Source organism: Xylanibacter muris (genome assembly GCF_013166605.1).
Lineage (GTDB): Bacteria > Bacteroidota > Bacteroidia > Bacteroidales > Bacteroidaceae > Prevotella > Prevotella muris.
In genome coordinates, this window is the sequence record NZ_JABKKF010000001.1 from 38,144 (window position 1) to 56,832 (window position 18,689).

Here is an 18,689-nt window from a genome sequence, read left to right on the forward strand (position 1 = left end):
ATACTTTATGTGAACCACAGCCACCCGTGGCAATGATAGTCGAGGTTGGGGTTTCGCGTACCTATCTTCCTTGCCGGTATACCACCGACAATCTCATAGTCGCCCACGTCCTTTGTCACTACGGCTCCTGCCGCTATCACCGCACCGCGTCCTATCGTGACTCCCTGCAGCACGGTACATCCCACACCCAGCCAGGCATAATCCTTTATTATTATGGGCTTGAATATCCCCATGAAATCGTGAGACTGGGCGTCATGGCTGCCGGTAACCACATTCACATTATGAGATATCGAAACATTGTCACCGATGGTAATCCTGCCGCGGGCATCTATAAGACACCCCCTGTTTATGTGGCTGTACTCTCCTATCGTCAGCAGATTGGCATTCATGAAATAGCACTTTCTCATGATAAACGAACCTTTGCCTATTCTCATCTTTCCAAGCCGTAGCAACGGGCGGCGCAGTGTCCAGAAAGGAATATGCGGACAAATGCCGTTTATTACGTACTCAAGTATAAAACTGTATATAAATTCAGTCAGCCTGCTGTTAGCCTTCAACACATTCAGCATCTGCACCAGCATGAACAGCAGCCTTTTTGCATCAAACCTTGAACCGGAAGTGATCTTATAGTTATACCATAGATTCATATAAGGACGGTTCGACACCCCCTCAAGAAGATATTCCTCAATAAACACGTCCGTCTTCCTGAACACAAATCCGTCTTTGTAAAGACGATGAAGCATTTCCCAGTCAAGCGCATAACCCAGCGCCTTCTTCTTTGACACATCATAGAGGTAGCGTTTGTGTACGGATGCCTTTATCAGCGATGAGCCGTGACGGAATGTCGGGGTATAATCCAATCTCGAAACATCACCGTCGGCAAAGCGGTTGTACTTGAACCTGGGATGCACCTCCACGCTGTTTCCGTATATCACGTCGGCCTCAGTGCCTGCAACAGCTTTCATGACGTCTTCCAGCGACTTGTCCGAACAATACATGTCACCACTGTTAAGTATGTTTATCCAGTCGCCTGTGGCATGGGCTATGCCTTTGTTCATCGCCTCATATATGCCACCGTCGGGCTCCGAGCACCAATATGCCACACGGCCGGCATATTCACGGATGATGTCTGCCGTGCCGTCGGTCGAACCTCCGTCTATCACAATGTATTCCTTGTCTTCCCATGTCTGTGAGAAGAAGCTTTCCATTGTCTCGCGGATGTGCCCCACATCGTTATATACCACCGTTATTACGCTTATCTTGTTGCTCATAGTTTCTTTCTTTTTTCATTGCAGACTTACTCGTCCCAAATGCCGTGCGCCCTGTTGTTTGCCAACAACCTGCACTGGTACAGATGAACAAGCGACATAAACAGATACACAACACACATGCTTACGGAAATACCGTAGATGCCATAATCTCCTTTCACAAACAGGCAAACCGTAGCCAGATACATAACCGTGCCTGCAACGGATGTTATTATCTGCACCTTTATCTTATTAAGACCGTTTATCAGATAAGTGACACAGTTGTTGAAATTGAACATACATACGTATGCAAATACAGATACGGATACACCTAATGGAATTTCGACACTGCCGCCAACCCATTTCTTGAAAAACCAGCCGCTTACAGACAATATGAATATGCCCAGCACAACGCTTGCCACCCATAGGAGCACCGATTTTCTGAATATTTTCCTTATCCAGGCATAGTCTCCCTTTACCGCGGCATCGGTATATGCATTCCACAGCGGTGACAGTATTATGGCATATACTATTATCAATATATTGAAAATCTTGTATGATATATTATACACCGTGACCTGCTCCGGACCGCAATAGTGCGATATGAGAATGTTCGCAGAACCGAAAATGACAAGACAACTCGTTATCTGTATGACAAAAAAGCCCAGCCCCTTGCCCACTATATTCCTCGCGGAACCGATGTCTATGCTCCTGATGTCGGGCCTGAGCTGAGGATATCGCCTTATCAGCGGTATTGCAGCGAACATGAACATCAGTGCCGGAATGCCAGTGATTGCCGTCACTATATATATGAGATGAGGCTCTGTAGTCCTTGTGATGACATAGACAACAACAGCGGATACTATCTGGCCTATGAATATTATGAAATCGTTCACCGCATATCTCTGCATGGCGATATACACCATACCGATATTCTTTGTGACAAACTGTATAAGAGAAAATGTCACGGCCACGGCCATGACGCAGGCCAAGGACCTTCCGTCAACGGATTCGGTATTGAAAATATGATTAAGGTCGAGCCTGAACAAGGCCGCCATGGATACAACGCCCATGATGACCGCAATGACGGTAAGAAGAAACATTGCGGTGCTGAAATAAGCCCGAGCCTTCACATAGTCATTGCGCGAGAGAGCTTCGGAAAGATAATTCCTCATACCATTGCCAAGTCCGACATCAAAAAAGGCAAACCAGTACAGAACAGATGTCATGGCCATCCATATGCCATAATTCTCCGAGTCAAGATAGTCTAACGTAATAGGTACCATCACTAAAGAGCAAGCAAGCACACCCGCTTTCATCACGGCGGTTGCCATTGAGTTTCTGACAACAGTCCGGGTACGCCCGTCGAGGGACGACAGTCTGCCCTTGATTTTACGGTAAATCATCTGCCGATATATAATACGATATACTACTCTTTTCTTTTCCCTAAAAGGTCTCTCATGAACAACACCCACGCGGCATCGGCCATGACTGCAAGGAACACTGTCATTATCACAATCATCATCTTCGACATGCCCGATGCCTTATAAGGCATCTTCGCCGACTTGATTACCGTATATGCGGGAGTCCGTTCCTGTATCTTTGCCTTGGCCGACTGCATCTGCACAGCCATCTGGTTCATCAGCGTGAAAGCTGTCTGCATATCGTTTTCAAGCTCATCGCGCCTGGCCCTGTATACCTCAAGCTGCACATCCTGATTGGCATCGCAATAACTTGCGTATGCGTTCTGTGCCTTTTGGTATTTTGCCTTTGCATCGCTGTGCAGCCCTGCATAATAGTCAAAGTCTATGCGCGCCTTCTTCGTACGGTATGCGGTGATGTAGTTCTGGAGACGCTTCTGCAGCGTGTCGGCCATGATTGCCGCCACGAGCGGGTCCTGGTCGGTGACGGATATTGTTATCACACTCGTCTTCTTGTCGACAGCACAGCCTATACTCTGTGAAATGGCCTTGCACATATCGTCTTCCGTTCTTGAAATCTTGAACGGGTCGACCTTACCGCCTGGTTTTCCAACCGTGTCCTTCGGCTTCATCATCTCGGCAAGCCATACCTTGGGATACTGCCAGAAAGCCATTCTGGTGTCTTTTGCAAGATGATTGAAATATGTACGTTCCGTATCGTCTTTCTTCAATCTCACCGGAACAGTGAACAGTGTCTGTATAAAATCATTGGATGTAAGTATCTCGGGATAAATCTCCGGATAGATGGCATCCATGTTTTTTCCCGTGTTGCCAAGGTCTATGCCGAACGATGATGCCATGTCCGCCAAATTGCCCGACAAGCCAAGACCGCCTGCCGACAACTCGGGTGCCAGAACAACGTCTGATGTATATATCCTCGGTGTCGACAGGGCTATTATCACTCCCAATACCATTCCCGCTGCAACGGATATCGCAAGCGGTTTGCGCTCTTTCAGCACTGTCGTAGCCGCAGATATCAAGTCGATTTCTCTTGTTTCTTTTGTCTTTTCCATGTTCTTCAGCATGTTAAACAGATTGCATGCAAATAAATGACTGTATTATTTATTATTAATGCAAAGGTAGCGTTTTTTCCTAAAAAAAATCAGATTTCATACCACTATTTGTTTCTTACGCAACAATTTGCAGTTCTGTTGAAATCAAAGACAGCCGCAGACGTCGGATAACCACATTAAAGACATCGTGTGACAATGTCTGCGATATGCCTTTCTGTATTCAATATATAGAAAGAACGGTGGTATATCAGATTTTATTGCACATCACATTACTTTTGTCAACGGCATCATTCACCGGATCTAAACAAAAGTTGGATTTCATCCATAAAAAACATCACGGCAGTGCATTTTTTTGAAATACTTTTACACTTTAAAGGGTATGTAAAATTCTCTTTCAATGAATAGGCCATTCATGGCCGATGAACATGCCATTCACGAGTGATGAACAGGCTGTTCATTAAGCATGAATGGCATGTTCATTTTCAGCAAACTCTTATCAACTACTAACACATTGAATATCAGCAAATTACAAAGCATTTGAATTTACATTAAAACAAAGCCGGAAAACAGTATGAATTTTTATTACAAACAACTTCCGATAAAAGGACATCGGAAACTGTAATATCCGATTGTGTATGAAATGGAGCTGTGGAAAAACGAACCGCACCACAAGAGTCAGACATAAATACCCCTTGTGGTGCGGTTCATAATCACGGCACTGAACTAATGCTTCTGCATCAATATGCAGTACCTGCTTGCAGAAAATGCCTCACTCTGCCAGAAGCTTCTCTGCCATGGCCTTGCCGAGCGCCTCGCACATGGCAAAAGTCTCGCTATCCAGGCTCTGCCTGATATCGACAGGAGTGCCAACCGGTTCGAAATGCAAACGGGTATCGTTCCATTCCTGTATCTTTGCCACGGCACGGCTCGCCCATCCATGGCTGCCGAACCATCCAAGACAATGATTCTTGATATCACGTCCTGCAAGCTCGCTGAGCAGCACGTCCATCTCGTGATAAAGCCCGGTATTGTATGTCGGAGCACCGACAATAAGCCCACGATAACGGAATACATCGCGGATAATATACGAATGATGAGTCTTTGAAACGTTATACATGACAATGTCTTTCAGACCTGCCTGACTCGCAGCACGCGCAATCACCTCCGCCGCATGTTCCGTATTGCCGTACATGGTACCGTAGCATACCACAAGACCCGGAGCTGTCTCATATCTGCTCATGCTGTCATACATACCGACAACCTTTCCGATATGTTCGTGCCATACAGGACCGTGAGTGGAACATATATAGTCTATCGGCACACCGGCAAGTTTCTTCAAGGCATTCTGAACCGGAGTTCCGTATTTTCCAACTATATTGGAATAATAGCGAACCATCTCGAGCCAGAACGTATCACAGTTTATCTGCGAGTCTATCAATCCTCCGTTGAGGGCGCCGAAACATCCGAAGGCATCCCCCGAGAACAACACATTGCATGAAGTGTCAAGAGTAACCATCGTTTCCGGCCAATGCACCATAGGAGTGAGCACAAACTTCAGCACATGACCGCCAAGTTCAAGCACGTCACCGTTCTTAACCTCAACACAGTTATCATTAACTCCGTAGAAACCTTCCATCATTCCGAAGGTCTTTTTGTTTCCTATAATCTTTATATCCGGATAATACTTCTTTATCAGTGCGATAGAACCGCTATGATCCGGCTCCATGTGATTGATAACAAGATAATCAATCTGACGGTCGCCGATAACCTCATGAATGTTCCTTATAAAAGGCATGAAGAAATCAACTTCCACGGTATCTATAAGACAAACTTTGTCATCGTTTATCAGATAAGAATTGTAAGATACTCCGTCAGGCAACGGCCACAGACCTTCAAAAAGTTCTTTATTACGGTCGTTCACTCCCACATAATAGATTTTATCAATAATCTCCTGCATATTTTTATTTGTTTTGTTTTAGTTCCGCTTTCATACTCTCCCCAAACTCTTTGTCTATGGAGTTTCCGATGCTCTTGCAACAGTTGGCCGAGAACAGTCCGGCACAACACATCAGATTATCCCATTGTTCTTCGGAAAGTCCGGCGATTATCATGTCGCGGGTTATGCCGTAGCGTATAAGGCCATACACAAAACCGGCATTAAAATTATCACCAGCACCGATAGTGCTCACGGTTTCGGTCTTCACCACCGGATATTGTTTCCTGAATCCTCCCTCCGCTCTCAGCTCGACAGGCATCGCCCCCTGAGTATATATAAAGTTTTTGGTGTAGAATGCTATTTCCGAACGGTAGACCTCATCAGGACCGGTTTTTCTGAACATAACCTCAAAATCCTCATTGCTCCCACGCACGATATCGGCATATTCAAAGTTCTCAAGAATGTTTGACGTGACCCTGATCACATCATCGCGGTGCGAGGCACGGAAATTCACATCATAATAGATTATTGCGCCATTGTTTCTCGCATGGTCAAGAAACCCGGCCATCTGAGGGCGTATAACAGGATTTACCGCATAGAAAGAACCGAACATCACAACATCATCGGGCGAAATGTCCGGATAAGTGAAATCCAGTCTGTCATGCGGATGGTCTTTATAGAATATATACTCCGCATCATTATTTTCGTCAAGAAAAGCCAACGAAACAGGCGACTTGCTGTTTGGATAAACACTTATATTGTCGGCATTAACCCCATTTTCCAATAAAAAACTTATAATCCTCCTGCCTACACGGTCATTACCTGTCTCACTTATCAATGTTGCATCGACACCGGCCCGGCCGAGGGATATCAGCCCATTGAACATCGAACCTCCAGGAACAGCCCCGACAGGATTTTCGTTCTTGAATATGATATCCATTATTGTCTCGCCTATACCTATTACCTTGCGCATTTTTCTGATTATAAATAAAGTTCCCGACAGACATTCCGCCTGTTCTTCATGTATATGTTTTCAAATCACTTTTCAGCATGCAAATATCCGAAAAAAAAGGCAAATAACAAACTAAAAAATATTATTTTTGCATCCGCATTATGAATTACAATACCATTACATTGCCCAACGGGCTAAGGATAATACACCTTCATGCCGCATCCCCTGTAGTATACTGCGGTTATGAAATCAATGCCGGAACACGGGATGAAGAGCATGGAGAAGAAGGCATGGCGCATTTCTGCGAGCATATCACCTTTAAGGGAACGGAGAGACGGCGCGCACTGCAAATACTGAACTGCCTCGAAAGCGTAGGAGGCGACCTGAACGCATTTACAAACAAGGAAAGCACCGTATACTATTCTGCGGTCCTAAGCGATCACTTCCAGCGTGCGGTCGACCTGCTCACCGACATTGTGTTCCACAGCATCTATCCGCAAACGGAAATAGACAAGGAAGTTGCCGTGATATGCGACGAGATAGAGAGCTACAACGACTCACCTGCCGAACTTATATTCGACGAGTTTGAAGGGCTTATATTCAAGAACCATCCGCTGGGACACAACATTCTCGGAAAAGCGGAGCAGCTGCGAACATACAAGACTGCGGATGCAAAACGGTTCACATCTAAGTTCTACCGTCCGGAAAACGCAGTATTCTTCGCATACGGAGACATTGATTTCAAAAAGCTCGTATATTTGCTGCGTAAGGCCACCATGGGATTTCCCGAACGCAAACCAATTATCAACAAACACACAGAAACCGTGCTGCCTGTATACGAACCGCAGAACGTCACAGTGGAAAGACATACCCATCAGGCACATGTGATGATGGGAAACAGGGCTTATTCCGTAAACAACGACAAAAGAATTGCATTATATCTGCTGAACAACATCCTCGGCGGTCCGGGAATGAATGCCAGGCTGAACCTCTCGCTAAGAGAAAGACACGGCCTTGTATACACGGTGGAAAGCTCAATGATAAGCTACAGCGACACCGGACTATGGTGTGTCTACTTCGGATGTGACCAACATGACATCAAAAACTGTCTGAGACTCGTACGCCACGAACTGGACAAACTAATGGAGAAACCGATGACAGTCACACAGCTCAATGCCGCAAAAAAACAAATAAAGGGACAGATAGCCATCGCATGCGACAACCGCGAAAGCTTTGCACTCGACTTCGGCAAAAGCTACCTGCACTACGGATGGGAAAAGAACACGGAAAGACTGTTTGCCAATATCGACGCGCTCACGGCAAAACAATTACAGGAAGTGGCCCTTGACATCTTTGCGCAAAATAGGATGACAACGCTCATATACCAATAAAGAATCCCGCAAGGATTACAACCGGGCCATTAGATTCCGGTTGACAACAAAGATGGCTTGCTCATGATAAAAAAGCAAGCCATCTTTAATATTCATCAAAATAATATGCAGCGGAAGGCCTTAATTGCCTTCTGTATTCTCAAGCAGCCCTACCGCCTTCCTCACGATATCGCTATATTCATTCACTATTGCGAAATATTCGCTCATATCCCAAAGGTCACGTGCCACAAGGCCTTTCAACTGCATTTGCAGATAAGGAAGTGTCTGTTCAAGCTCCGCATCATCCTTCGGCTCTATCTTTTGACGACGGGCTTCCGCAAAGATACTGTCCGTAACGGCCTTTGGCACTTCAAAACGTTTCTTGAAGTCATCGAAAGTCTTATATTCCCTTTTCAGTTTCTTGCGATTTTCGTCTATATACCTAAGATTCGCATTTATCAAAATACCCTTGGCTGATATCTGACGGTGGAACTTTGTATATTTGGTAGTATCAAGTGGCACAAAATAATCGGGCATGATACCGCCTCCACCATAAACCACACGGTGCTTACGCAAGGTATAGCATTTGAGCGAGTCTGCAAAATGTATGCTGTCCGCATTCGTAAGCTCGCCATGCTTCAGACGGTTCATCACGTCCATCGCATAATCCTTGCCCTCGCCCTTCACGTATGGCTTCTGGATGCAACGCCCGGCGGGAGTATAATAATGCGCCACGGTGAGCCTTATCATCGAACCGTCAGGCAGGTCTATCGGACGCTGCACGAGGCCCTTTCCGAAAGAACGCCTTCCAACCACCTCGCCACGGTCCTGATCCTGAATTGCTCCGGTCACAATCTCTGCCGCAGATGCGGTATATTCGTCTATCAGCACCACGATACGGCCGTCGCGGAACTTGCCGTTGCCCTGGGCCTTATAGTCGAAACGGGGCGTACGCCTTCCTTTTGTATACACGATAAGATCGTCAGCAGGAAGAAACTCATTGGAAATATTCACTGCTGCCTGCAGATAGCCTCCGCCATTCTCCTGCAGGTCGAGAATAAGGTCCTTCATGCCGTTTTTCTTCAGGTTTTCAAGAGCATCAACAAATTCATTATGCGTGGTGGCTCCGAAATTGCCAATACGTATATAGCCGATTCCCGGACGAATCATATACACGGCATCCACCGATTTGACCGGTATCTTATCTCTTACAACATTAAACGTCAACGTGTCTGAAATGCCGCGGCGCACCACGCCAAGTCTGACCTTTGTTCCCTTTGGGCCGCGCAAACGACGCATAATCTCATCACGAGCCATCTTCACACCGGCTATAGAGGTGTCGTTTACGGTTACGATTCTGTCACCGGCAAGTATCCCCACTTTCTCCGACGGACCTCCTGTAACGGGCTGTATGACAAGCAAAGTGTCTTCCATCATGTTGAACTGAACACCTATGCCGTCAAAGTTTCCGGCAAGAGGCTCATTGAGGGCCTTCACTTCCTTAGGAGTGGAATAAGACGAATGAGGGTCAAGTTTCTCTATCATTCCTCTTATACCGTCTTCTACAAGTTTCTTCTCATCAACACTGTCTACATACAGATTTGTTATCGCCACTTCCGCTATCTGCAACTTGCGAAGAGGACTTTCATTACCCATATCCACATGTATCTGTGCCGTTGCCTCCACAATTGAAAGCAACATGGCTACAGCGGTAATAATCTTTTTCATATCCATACTATAAATATATTATAAGTCTATACAGTCTGTCTCTTCATATACGAAAAACCGTCAGCTTTCAAGCTCTTCAGGACGGTCATCCTCCACTACAAGATTATCTATGATGAAATTCTGCCTCTCAGGTGTGTTCTTTCCCATATAATATTCAAGAAGCTTCTGTACCTGGTCAGTCTTATGAAGCGTTACCTGCTCAAGACGCATTTCCTGTCCTATGAAATTCTTAAACTCATCGGGGGATATTTCTCCCAGACCTTTAAACCTGGTTATTTCGGGATCCGGACCGAGTTCCTCTATGGCACCCACCCGTTCTTCATCACTATAACAATAACGTGTTATGAAATCCGACTTCTTTCCCGTTGTCTGTTTCAGGTCCGCCTCGGCTATTACGGCACGGTTCTTTATCTTCGTACGGCGGTTACGAACCCTGAAAAGCGGGGTCTGCAACACATACACATGTCCCTTTTTAATCAGTTCCGGGAAGAACTGCAGGAAAAACGTAATAATAAGCAGGCGTATGTGCATTCCGTCCACATCGGCATCGGTTGCCACTATCACTTTATTATACCTGAGCGTATCAAGCCCGTCTTCTATGTCAAGTGCAGCCTGAAGAAGATTAAACTCCTCATTCTCATAAACGACCTTCTTTGTCAGCCCGTAGGAATTAAGGGGTTTACCACGCAACGAGAATACGGCCTGGGTGTTCACATCGCGGCTCTTGGTTATGCTTCCGCTCGCGGAGTCACCCTCGGTGATGAATATCGAGCTCTCCTCCTTGCGGTCGTTCTTAACGTCACTGAAATGTATACGACAGTCGCGAAGCTTGCGGTTATGAAGATTGGCTTTCTTGGCGCGTTCCCTCGCAAGTTTTGTCACTCCTGAAATGGCCTTGCGTTCCTTCTCGCTTTCCTGTATCTTCTGAAGCATGGCTTCCGATACATCCGGATGCTTATGGAGATAATTGTCTACCTCGACCTTTATGAAGTCCCCTACATATTTATTGATGCTGACACCGCCTCCCGGCTCCATGGTGAGAGAACCGAGCTTTATCTTTGTCTGACTCTCAAACATCGGCTCCTCCACATTTATGGCTATTGCCGCCACAAGACCGTTGCGGATGTCGGTATATTCGAAGTTCTTTGAGAAGAACTCCTTTATTGTCTTGGCGATATGCTCCTTGAACGCACTCTGATGCGTTCCGCCCTGCGTGGTATGCTGACCGTTAACAAACGAATGGTATTCCTCACCATATTGGTTGGCATGCGTAAAAGCTATCTCTATATCCTCACCCTTTAGATGTATTATAGGATATATCCCGTCGTTTGTCATCGTATCATTAAGCAAATCTTTCAATCCGTTACGGCTCATGATACGGCGGCCGTTATACATTATTGCCAGTCCTGTATTCAGATAGGTATAGTTGCGGAGCATTGTCTCCACAATATCATTATGGAATGAATAGTTGAGAAACAAAGTATCGTCAGGCTGGAAGAAGATATATGTTCCGTTCTCATCCATAGTGTCTTTCGTTGTGTCGCTTATTATCTGTCCGCGTTCGAAAACAACGCTACGCACTTTACCGTCACGGTATGAACGCACTTCAAAACGCGAACTCAGAGCATTCACGGCCTTGACACCAACGCCATTAAGCCCCACACTCTTCTTGAAAGCTTTTGAATCATATTTACCTCCGGTGTTCAATACACTCACCGCCTCCACAAGCTTTCCCTGAGGAATACCGCGGCCATAATCACGCACGGACACACGCAGGCCGGCATCAACACAGACCTCTATACGCTCACCGGCATGCATCTTGAACTCATCAATAGAATTATCAACAACTTCCTTAAGCAGCACATATATACCGTCTTCTGGAAGATTACCGTCTCCCAGACGTCCGATGTACATACCCGGACGGGTACGCACATGCTCCATGTCAGACAAATGCCGGATATTATCATCAGTATATTCCACCTGTAATCCGTCCTGTCTGTATTCTATAATATCGTTTTCGTCCATAAAATAACTAAAGGCATGTTTTAAAATTACACGCAGTTGTTTTGTTAATACTGCCGGAATACTTATTTATATTCCACTAAAGTTTCTTCACATAGCAGCGGCGGCGTTTGTGGTTCTCCGACTCCAGATACTGCCACTGGCTCTGCACATTCTCATTCGTTTCCATTTCAACATGTGTCTCGCCCCACTTGAAACCATATTTCTGATACCATGGAATGAGGTCATAAAACAAAAGGGCATTCGCACCTTTCATACGGTATTCCGGCAAAATACCTATAAGGAGCAAATCAACAATGTCTGTCTTATGAAATTTCAAAGCCCTAAGCACATGCCACCAGCCGAAAGGGAACAAACGCCCGTCGCGACACTTCTGCAAGGCATGCGATAATGAAGGAATGGTGATTCCGACACCTACAAGCTTCCTGTCGGCATTCCAGTCCTCAATCAATGTAATGAGATTCAAATCGGCCATGGGAAGATACATCTTAATGTACTGGTCAATCTGTTTTTGGGTAAGCTGTGAATATCCGTAAAGGTCTTTAAACGTTGCATTAATAACATCAAAAATCTTCTGGCCGTATCCTCCCTCGAATATATCCTTACGGGTAAGCTTCTTTACACGAAGATTATAACGGCTGATGATCATCTCTGCTATCTTGGAAAACTTTTCCGGAATCTTCTCCGGCACAAAAAGCTTATACTCGACATAATCATTGTCTTTTTCCCATCCTCCGATTTTTTCAATGTGCCTGGGATAATAAGGATAATTATAAAGCGTAGCCTGAGTGCCGAGTTCATCAAATCCGAACGTAAGCATGCCTTCCGGATCCATATCGGTAAATCCTAACGGACCGACAATCTCATCCATGCCTTTTGAACGTCCGTAATCCTCAACGGCTTTCAACAGAGCTTCGGATACTTCAATATCATCAATGAAATCAATCCATCCGAAACGTACACGCTTCTGCCTCCAACGCTCATTGGCACTGTTGTTTATTATCGCTGCCACACGGCCTGCCAACTTACCGTCTTTATAAGCAAGATAATACTCCGCATCACAAAAATCAAAAGCGGCATTCTTGTCTTTACTTAAAGTATTCAGTTCGTCATTATATAGATTCGGCACGTCATACTTATCATCCCTGTACAAGTCATAATGAAACTGTATGAACTCTCTCAAGTCTTTCTTATCACTTACTTTTCTTATTATAACTGATGACATTATTGTCTGTTTTTAATACATTAAGAGTGCAAAGATAACGATATATTATCAGAAAAAGAAATAAAAAACAGTAATTTAAGCATTATTGCTTACACATTCACTTAAAAAAACGATTCCCTATAATAAGTATATGACTGCCATCGGAAAGCGTGGTTGCAAAAATATAATCATCACCACCATCGGCTATCCTCAGACGTTTACGTAACGCCGCTACGGATAAAGGGAAATTCCTAACCGTTATGTTTGCCTTCACAATATCTTTCAACACTTCTTTAAGCTCTTTTCTGTTCATTGTAGCTACAGCCCGTATCCTGAAGCTTCGGCCAGGAAAATCCGCGACCAGGCTTTCACCTACAAACAAATGACTATTCACGGCAATCTGTCTTACACCGTATCTTGACTCAATAATACCAAAGCACCCGGCTTTCATCACAGAAGCGTTCGGCTCATAAAGCCACATGCCTTCCATATTCTCCATCAACACTTCACCACGGCATGCTCCCCATTCCTGTGACGTGCCAAGACAATCAGCATAATAATCAACCACACATCCGTCATTTACACAAAACACATGCAACGGCTCTGACACTCCACGCATTATAACAAACAGAAGTTCCTTACATTCATTACCAGCGGAAACAATGTGAACTTCCGTCACGTTATTCCCCAAATCACACACAGCCTTACGCCAGTCAAGCATGGGAGAAAGCTTTATCATCACCATATCTGCCTTGTCAAGAAGCAACGGCATAAGTCCTATGGCATCAGGAGTACAGTCTTTTATGTCATACGTGCGTGCCCCGTTACCGTCACGACGTGCCGGATCAAGATATACCAACGACACATTATCCGCATTACGTATGAATTCCAACCCGTCTCCACATATAATTTCTGCATTGTACAAACCCAATAACGGAAAGTTGTTCTTTGCTATCTTACAAAGAACTTCCTGCCTCTCCACATATACACAACCATCACCGTTTCCGCCGCCTAATGCACCGGCAATAAACGAGAAGTCAACACCGAATCCTCCGGTAATATCGGCAAAAACAATATTACCGGCACATGAAGAGGTTTTACCGGTGACAAGCCGTGCGGCCACAGTCGCCTTATACCGCGCAGATTGTTCTCCGGAACACTGCTCCATTGAAATTCCGGGAGGATATACAATACCTTCAGTATTCCCCCATGACGGAAGTTTGCGCCTTGCAGTCTGCAATCCGGAAATCTGACATAAGGCCTGTTTCATGTCCACTCCTTCCGCTCCGACGTACTTTAAAGCCAGTTGACGCACATCATCACCGGAATGTTTAGAAATGAAATTACGGGTCTGCTCATTCAACAATGCCATACAAATATAATCGTTTTCATCATTTTATGACCTTAAAATATTTCTTTGCCTGGGCCCTTGAACGTAGATTAAAATGCCACCACTCCGTTTTTAACGGCTTAAAACCGGCATATCTCATCACTTCACGCAAAAGCAGACGATTATTATAAGCCTCCATGCTTATTTTCTTTTGCCTTAACAACATTTCCTCTTTATCAATGTGAGACATATAAGTCATATTGTCTACCTTCGTTCCCATAGGTATTGTATCACCGTCAAGACGACACAGTGTTATGTCTACGGCAAGCCCGTAATTATGAAGTCCTCCACCGTTTGCCGGATTACTGACATAAAAACTATGCCCGGTGTTTTTCACTACATCCCACATTTTCTTCTGTATGCTCATCGGACGTGCCGCATCATAAATCTTCAGACTTAAATCCGGCCGCAGTTCCTGCAGACGCTTTTGGGCTTTCACTACAGCACCGGCCGCCAGGGGATGAAGATATGCACGGGTCAAATCGTCATAAAGCACGCGTCCGGTGAAATTATCAGGACGGGTGTACATAAGACTGACTTTTAAGGATTTGTCTAAAGTAAGGACATCAACATAACCGTTGTTTTCCATAGACATCTCTGTTTTTGTAAGATGTCTTTTGCCTTTAAGAGTTTCTTTTATCTGATTCTCTTCCGAATATCTTCCTACAACACTTATGGAAAACACAAACAACATCAAAATTAAAGATTGTATTCTGCACATAAACTATAAATATGATAACACGTATTAAAATATTACATACATAAGCCTCATAAAGCATCAAAGACTGTACATAAGACCTATTCTCGCATCAAACGTATTGGCATTTACATTCTCATGATAACTGTATACTGTCCTACGCAGATAATATGCTGCGGAAAAGTCGAGACTAACATGAGTGCTTAATGAAAACCTGAATGCAGAATTGAAAACCAAAAGCGAGGCATTCCCCTTGTCGCCCTGAGAATTAAGATAAAGAGGGTCTGTATCTTTCAGATTCTTTCCTTCATAGCCTTTCCATGTATATATACGATAGAAATCGGCATTCAATGACAAACTTCCAGTCTTTCCGAATTCCATGAAGGTATTGACTTTGAAACTGAATCCGCTACCCATATTATAGTCACGGTCTATTACATTATAGTAATCGCTGAGAGAACCTCCCAAAAGTATTGCATCAACAAAGATGCGCTGCTCCAGGCTGGTCAGACTTCCTATCTTAGGAAATTTATAAATCAACCCCGGACCTACGGCTGCAGCCTCGGATATCCGGAAAGGAACCTGGCTGCTGCCGTCCTTCACCGGTTGGGAATCATAATAATTAAAGTGCTGATAAAACCCGAATTGGGCTTTCATGTCATTATTGATGTATATAGGAGCACTCCACAAACGGCCTAAAAGATGCATTCCGCTGATCAATGGCTGGTTGGAGCCCATCCCGAAATTGAAATCGGCAGTGAAATAATCATACGGACTGTTTTCCTCATCACTAAAAGGATCACCGTATGCAACGTTGATATTCAAGTAAGGATTTCCCTCGCCACGAAACAACGAGTTGTTATCTGCTATATAACGATAGCCTGCAGCTGCCGAGAATTTCACCGGCAAGCGGTTATAGTCATGATACTTATAATAATCCCTGCGTACCTTCCAGGCATCACCGCTGATGATTCTGTTAATAGCCCTCACCGGACAAACCACCGCACCGACAAACTCTGTAATGAAACGCGGAAGTCCCCGACGACGGTCATCGTATACCAAATCCGATATACGATGGGTTATCTCACCGATACACACTCCTCCTACTGTCGTCGCTATAAGGTCATTTATTGCAGGAGGCTCGGTTTCAAGCATTGTCTCCCACATAAGACTGCCCAAAAAAGAATAAGGCACCGACTCCCAAAAGTTCATACCGTTGCTGCGTGCAGAGTTGAAATAAAGTCCTCCGTGATAAGGATGTGCAAAAAGATTTGTTGAAAACTGATCGTTATCCCATACGAAACCGTTTTTTATATTATGACGTATAGTACTGAAGTTTATCTTGGCAAAGTCTGCATCAAGCACAATCAAATCAAATGCCCACACTCCGGTATTGATTGCCAACGCCTTCAAAGCGGCATTCCACGGATGTTTTTTCTGATTCTCAGGATTGTCAAAGGCATATATGGATTTTCCCGTAGGAGCAAGTTCCGGACGCAAGCCTGACGAAAGACGTAATTCCGACTCCGGTATACCTGCCTCAACGGCCTGTCTCAGATAATGGGAAGCCATACTGTCGACATCCTCGATATTCACCGTATCACTCCCACAAGCCGGCATCTGAGCGGATTCGGGAACAAAAGTGACATCATCTGCCGCATGAATAGCGGCATTTGACAGAAAAACGGATAAAAGTAAGGAAAAGTATTTATACCTCATCATAGTTCTTTTTACATTACTATATGGTTCATATTGATTTTATCGGTTTGACCTCATAAGACGGAACGACACCCCTGCCTCAATAATAGGACGACTACGATAACGCCGCGAATGCCTGTAATACCTTGTATCTCCATATCCGACAGACATGAACGCACCAAAATAGTTGTTTATCCAATATCCACCGTTAATACGTGCCTGAAGCGAATAAAGCCTGTCCGGCCTGTCATCTGAATTTTTCAAGAAAGTCTCAATATGATAATAGCCTATATCACCTCCCAAAGTCCACTTACCGCCTAACTGTATATACTGGCCTACACGATAGAACAATGCTCCGGAAAACTTCTCATCAAATCCCATATAATGTGTTCCAACACCCAGTATCCTGTAAGTGCTCCTGTTTCTGAAACGTACGGCAAGATTTGTTTTCGTCGACGACCCTCCATAAAACATAAGGTCGATACGTGTCTTCGGAGTAATATTCACCAAACCTATCTTGTGAGCCAAAGTATCACGGCTATAGTTAATTATTCCAACCTGAACGCCACGTGGATGGCTCATGCACACATTTACAAATCCCACCTGCGATCCATTAAGTGTATCGGCATAGTTATATGCCGCCACTTGGATGCCACGCATATATGAAGAACAGATATTTGATGCTCCGGAAAACTGGATGCCACGCTTCACCCCCATGGAGATATTTGATATGGCACTTATCTGAACACCCCTGAAAGGAGAAGTGACAGCATTGGTAAGACCTGCCACCTGAATGCCATTGGCCTTATTGGCTATATTTGATACCGTTGCAAGCTGCACACCGCGCATATCTCCATTAACAGATGTCATTATACCGGCAAGCGTGACACCATAGGCTTTGCCATAGCTGAAAGAGGTAAGCCCTCCTATATTCACACCACGCATCTCCTTGTTTGTGAATCCGGTTAACAAACCAAGCTGCACACCGCGCAATGTATCTACGTTTCCGAAAACAGCGAAATTGGAATTACTGTATAAGGATGAATCTGGCTCAAAACGATTGACACCGACTCCGATATTCGGATAACGATGGCGTTCTACAGACTGAGCCATGCTCCCTGCCGTCGAATACAACATAAAGAAAACAACGGTCAGCATAAAGAAAGAATGCCGAAATAAAAATATTATTGTATATCTCCCACTTCTGATAGCCATAACGAATGTTCTGTTTTATATACAAGATAATATAAATGAAAGCAATCAAACTTGATTATAATTGCTTACGAAAAACCTACATGATACAAATATAATGCAGACCAAGTGCAATGAAGTTTTACTCCAAAATGCTTAGGTGCAACTTATCTTATGCAAAGGTATATAAAAAATCGCGATTTTATACGCTATACAAATAAAGAATTTATCTTTTCCTTATAGGAAAAATTATAATCAAACATGAATATAGCCTTATAAAAACATCCAAATGATTGACTGACAAAAAAAGAGGATACCATAAAAAATATGAGTACCCTCTATACTGTGTCAATCACAAAAGATTTTATTCTATATGCCAGACTCTTATTTGGGCTGTGCCGGTATTGTGTCAGCTACAACCATACTGGCAGTTGTTACGGTATCTGGTGCCTGTGTTGCAGGTGCAACTGTTTCCACCGTATCAGAAACCATCTCATTTTCGTTATCTACATAACCACGTCCAGCGAATGCACTACTTACAGCTGTAAGCGCCAATGCAACAATTGTCAAAATCGATAATCTTTTCATAACTGCTTTATTTTAAATAATTGATAATAATGTTGTCTGTCTCACATTAAAAGAATGTGCAACTTGCGTGCCAGAAACGACAGCGGTAATATAACAGATTGAAAATCAACAAGTAACTGATTTTATGCATTTATCACCAATTATAAATAATTGTGGAAATATATGTAGACCA

General features: G+C 44.2%; 14 protein-coding genes. 1 reads left to right on the forward strand and 13 read right to left on the reverse strand.

Features of this window, described 5'->3' with window-relative positions:
• Positions 1 to 5: 5 nt before the first annotated feature.
• The 5 genes from HPS56_RS00110 to HPS56_RS00130 all read right to left on the reverse strand — a co-directional run bounded on the left by HPS56_RS00110 (position 6) and on the right by HPS56_RS00130 (position 6,650).
• Positions 6 to 1,271, reverse strand: coding sequence for a glycosyltransferase (locus HPS56_RS00110; protein ID WP_172271962.1), 1,266 nt, complete (start codon positions 1,269 to 1,271; stop codon positions 6 to 8).
• A 26-nt stretch (positions 1,272 to 1,297) separates the two neighbouring features.
• Positions 1,298 to 2,653, reverse strand: coding sequence for a lipopolysaccharide biosynthesis protein (locus tag HPS56_RS00115; RefSeq protein ID WP_172271965.1), 1,356 nt, complete (start codon positions 2,651 to 2,653; stop codon positions 1,298 to 1,300).
• Positions 2,654 to 2,676: 23 nt separating this feature from the next.
• The gene (locus tag HPS56_RS00120; RefSeq protein ID WP_172271968.1) at positions 2,677 to 3,741 is read right to left on the reverse strand and encodes a GumC domain-containing protein; all 1,065 of its coding nucleotides are present in this window, start codon (positions 3,739 to 3,741) and stop codon (positions 2,677 to 2,679) included.
• A gap of 769 nt (positions 3,742 to 4,510) precedes the next feature.
• Complete coding sequence (locus HPS56_RS00125) at positions 4,511 to 5,698, reverse strand: FprA family A-type flavoprotein (protein WP_172271971.1); 1,188 nt, start codon at positions 5,696 to 5,698, stop codon at positions 4,511 to 4,513.
• Between the two features lie 4 nt (positions 5,699 to 5,702).
• Entirely contained in the window at positions 5,703 to 6,650 is a 948-nt protein-coding gene (locus HPS56_RS00130; RefSeq protein WP_172271974.1) for a carbohydrate kinase family protein, read from the reverse strand.
• 140 nt (positions 6,651 to 6,790) lie between these two features.
• On the opposite strand from HPS56_RS00130, the gene HPS56_RS00135 reads away from it, so the two are divergent.
• Positions 6,791 to 8,020 carry a M16 family metallopeptidase gene (locus HPS56_RS00135; protein WP_172271977.1) on the forward strand — a complete coding sequence of 410 codons (1,230 nt, stop codon included), beginning with the start codon at positions 6,791 to 6,793 and terminating at the stop codon, positions 8,018 to 8,020.
• Positions 8,021 to 8,140: 120 nt separating this feature from the next.
• On the opposite strand, the gene HPS56_RS00140 is transcribed toward HPS56_RS00135, so the two are convergent.
• The 8 genes from HPS56_RS00140 to HPS56_RS00175 all read right to left on the reverse strand — a co-directional run bounded on the left by HPS56_RS00140 (position 8,141) and on the right by HPS56_RS00175 (position 18,517).
• Complete coding sequence (locus HPS56_RS00140; protein WP_369800256.1) at positions 8,141 to 9,700, reverse strand: S41 family peptidase; 1,560 nt, start codon at positions 9,698 to 9,700, stop codon at positions 8,141 to 8,143.
• Positions 9,701 to 9,787: 87 nt separating this feature from the next.
• A complete protein-coding gene (locus HPS56_RS00145) occupies positions 9,788 to 11,752 on the reverse strand; it encodes a DNA topoisomerase IV subunit B (protein ID WP_172271983.1) in 1,965 nt (654 codons plus the stop codon).
• Positions 11,753 to 11,828: 76 nt separating this feature from the next.
• Complete coding sequence (locus HPS56_RS00150; protein WP_172271986.1) at positions 11,829 to 12,974, reverse strand: N-acetyltransferase; 1,146 nt, start codon at positions 12,972 to 12,974, stop codon at positions 11,829 to 11,831.
• Between the two features lie 97 nt (positions 12,975 to 13,071).
• A complete protein-coding gene (locus HPS56_RS00155) occupies positions 13,072 to 14,325 on the reverse strand; it encodes a THUMP-like domain-containing protein (RefSeq protein ID WP_172271989.1) in 1,254 nt (417 codons plus the stop codon).
• Positions 14,326 to 14,344: 19 nt separating this feature from the next.
• A complete protein-coding gene (locus HPS56_RS00160; RefSeq protein ID WP_172271993.1) occupies positions 14,345 to 15,037 on the reverse strand; it encodes a M15 family metallopeptidase in 693 nt (230 codons plus the stop codon).
• Between the two features lie 84 nt (positions 15,038 to 15,121).
• Positions 15,122 to 16,762: a DUF3943 domain-containing protein gene (locus HPS56_RS00165; protein ID WP_253952342.1), complete on the reverse strand. Its 1,641-nt coding sequence runs from the start codon at positions 16,760 to 16,762 to the stop codon at positions 15,122 to 15,124.
• Positions 16,763 to 16,798: 36 nt separating this feature from the next.
• Complete coding sequence (locus HPS56_RS00170; protein ID WP_172271996.1) at positions 16,799 to 17,851, reverse strand: LA_2272 family surface repeat-containing protein; 1,053 nt, start codon at positions 17,849 to 17,851, stop codon at positions 16,799 to 16,801.
• Between the two features lie 462 nt (positions 17,852 to 18,313).
• Positions 18,314 to 18,517 (reverse strand): hypothetical protein, encoded by a 204-nt coding sequence (locus HPS56_RS00175; protein WP_172271999.1) that lies wholly within the window; start codon positions 18,515 to 18,517, stop codon positions 18,314 to 18,316.
• Between the last annotated feature and the right edge of the window lie 172 nt (positions 18,518 to 18,689).

Bases quoted from the DNA above. Each gene is read 5' to 3' on its own strand.
- HPS56_RS00110 (WP_172271962.1), bottom strand. From the start codon at position 1,271: ATGAGCAACAAGATAAGCGTAATAACGGTGGTATATAACGATGTGGGG.
- HPS56_RS00115 (WP_172271965.1), bottom strand. From the start codon at position 2,653: ATGATTTACCGTAAAATCAAGGGCAGACTGTCGTCCCTCGACGGGCGT.
- HPS56_RS00120 (WP_172271968.1), bottom strand. From the start codon at position 3,741: ATGGAAAAGACAAAAGAAACAAGAGAAATCGACTTGATATCTGCGGCT.
- HPS56_RS00125 (WP_172271971.1), bottom strand. From the start codon at position 5,698: ATGCAGGAGATTATTGATAAAATCTATTATGTGGGAGTGAACGACCGT.
- HPS56_RS00130 (WP_172271974.1), bottom strand. From the start codon at position 6,650: ATGCGCAAGGTAATAGGTATAGGCGAGACAATAATGGATATCATATTC.
- HPS56_RS00135 (WP_172271977.1), top strand. From the start codon at position 6,791: ATGAATTACAATACCATTACATTGCCCAACGGGCTAAGGATAATACAC.
- HPS56_RS00140 (WP_369800256.1), bottom strand. From the start codon at position 9,700: ATGTTGCTTTCAATTGTGGAGGCAACGGCACAGATACATGTGGATATG.
- HPS56_RS00145 (WP_172271983.1), bottom strand. From the start codon at position 11,752: ATGGACGAAAACGATATTATAGAATACAGACAGGACGGATTACAGGTG.
- HPS56_RS00150 (WP_172271986.1), bottom strand. From the start codon at position 12,974: ATGTCATCAGTTATAATAAGAAAAGTAAGTGATAAGAAAGACTTGAGA.
- HPS56_RS00155 (WP_172271989.1), bottom strand. From the start codon at position 14,325: ATGGCATTGTTGAATGAGCAGACCCGTAATTTCATTTCTAAACATTCC.
- HPS56_RS00160 (WP_172271993.1), bottom strand. From the start codon at position 15,037: ATGTTGTTTGTGTTTTCCATAAGTGTTGTAGGAAGATATTCGGAAGAG.
- HPS56_RS00165 (WP_253952342.1), bottom strand. From the start codon at position 16,762: ATGATGAGGTATAAATACTTTTCCTTACTTTTATCCGTTTTTCTGTCA.
- HPS56_RS00170 (WP_172271996.1), bottom strand. From the start codon at position 17,851: ATGGCTCAGTCTGTAGAACGCCATCGTTATCCGAATATCGGAGTCGGT.
- HPS56_RS00175 (WP_172271999.1), bottom strand. From the start codon at position 18,517: ATGAAAAGATTATCGATTTTGACAATTGTTGCATTGGCGCTTACAGCT.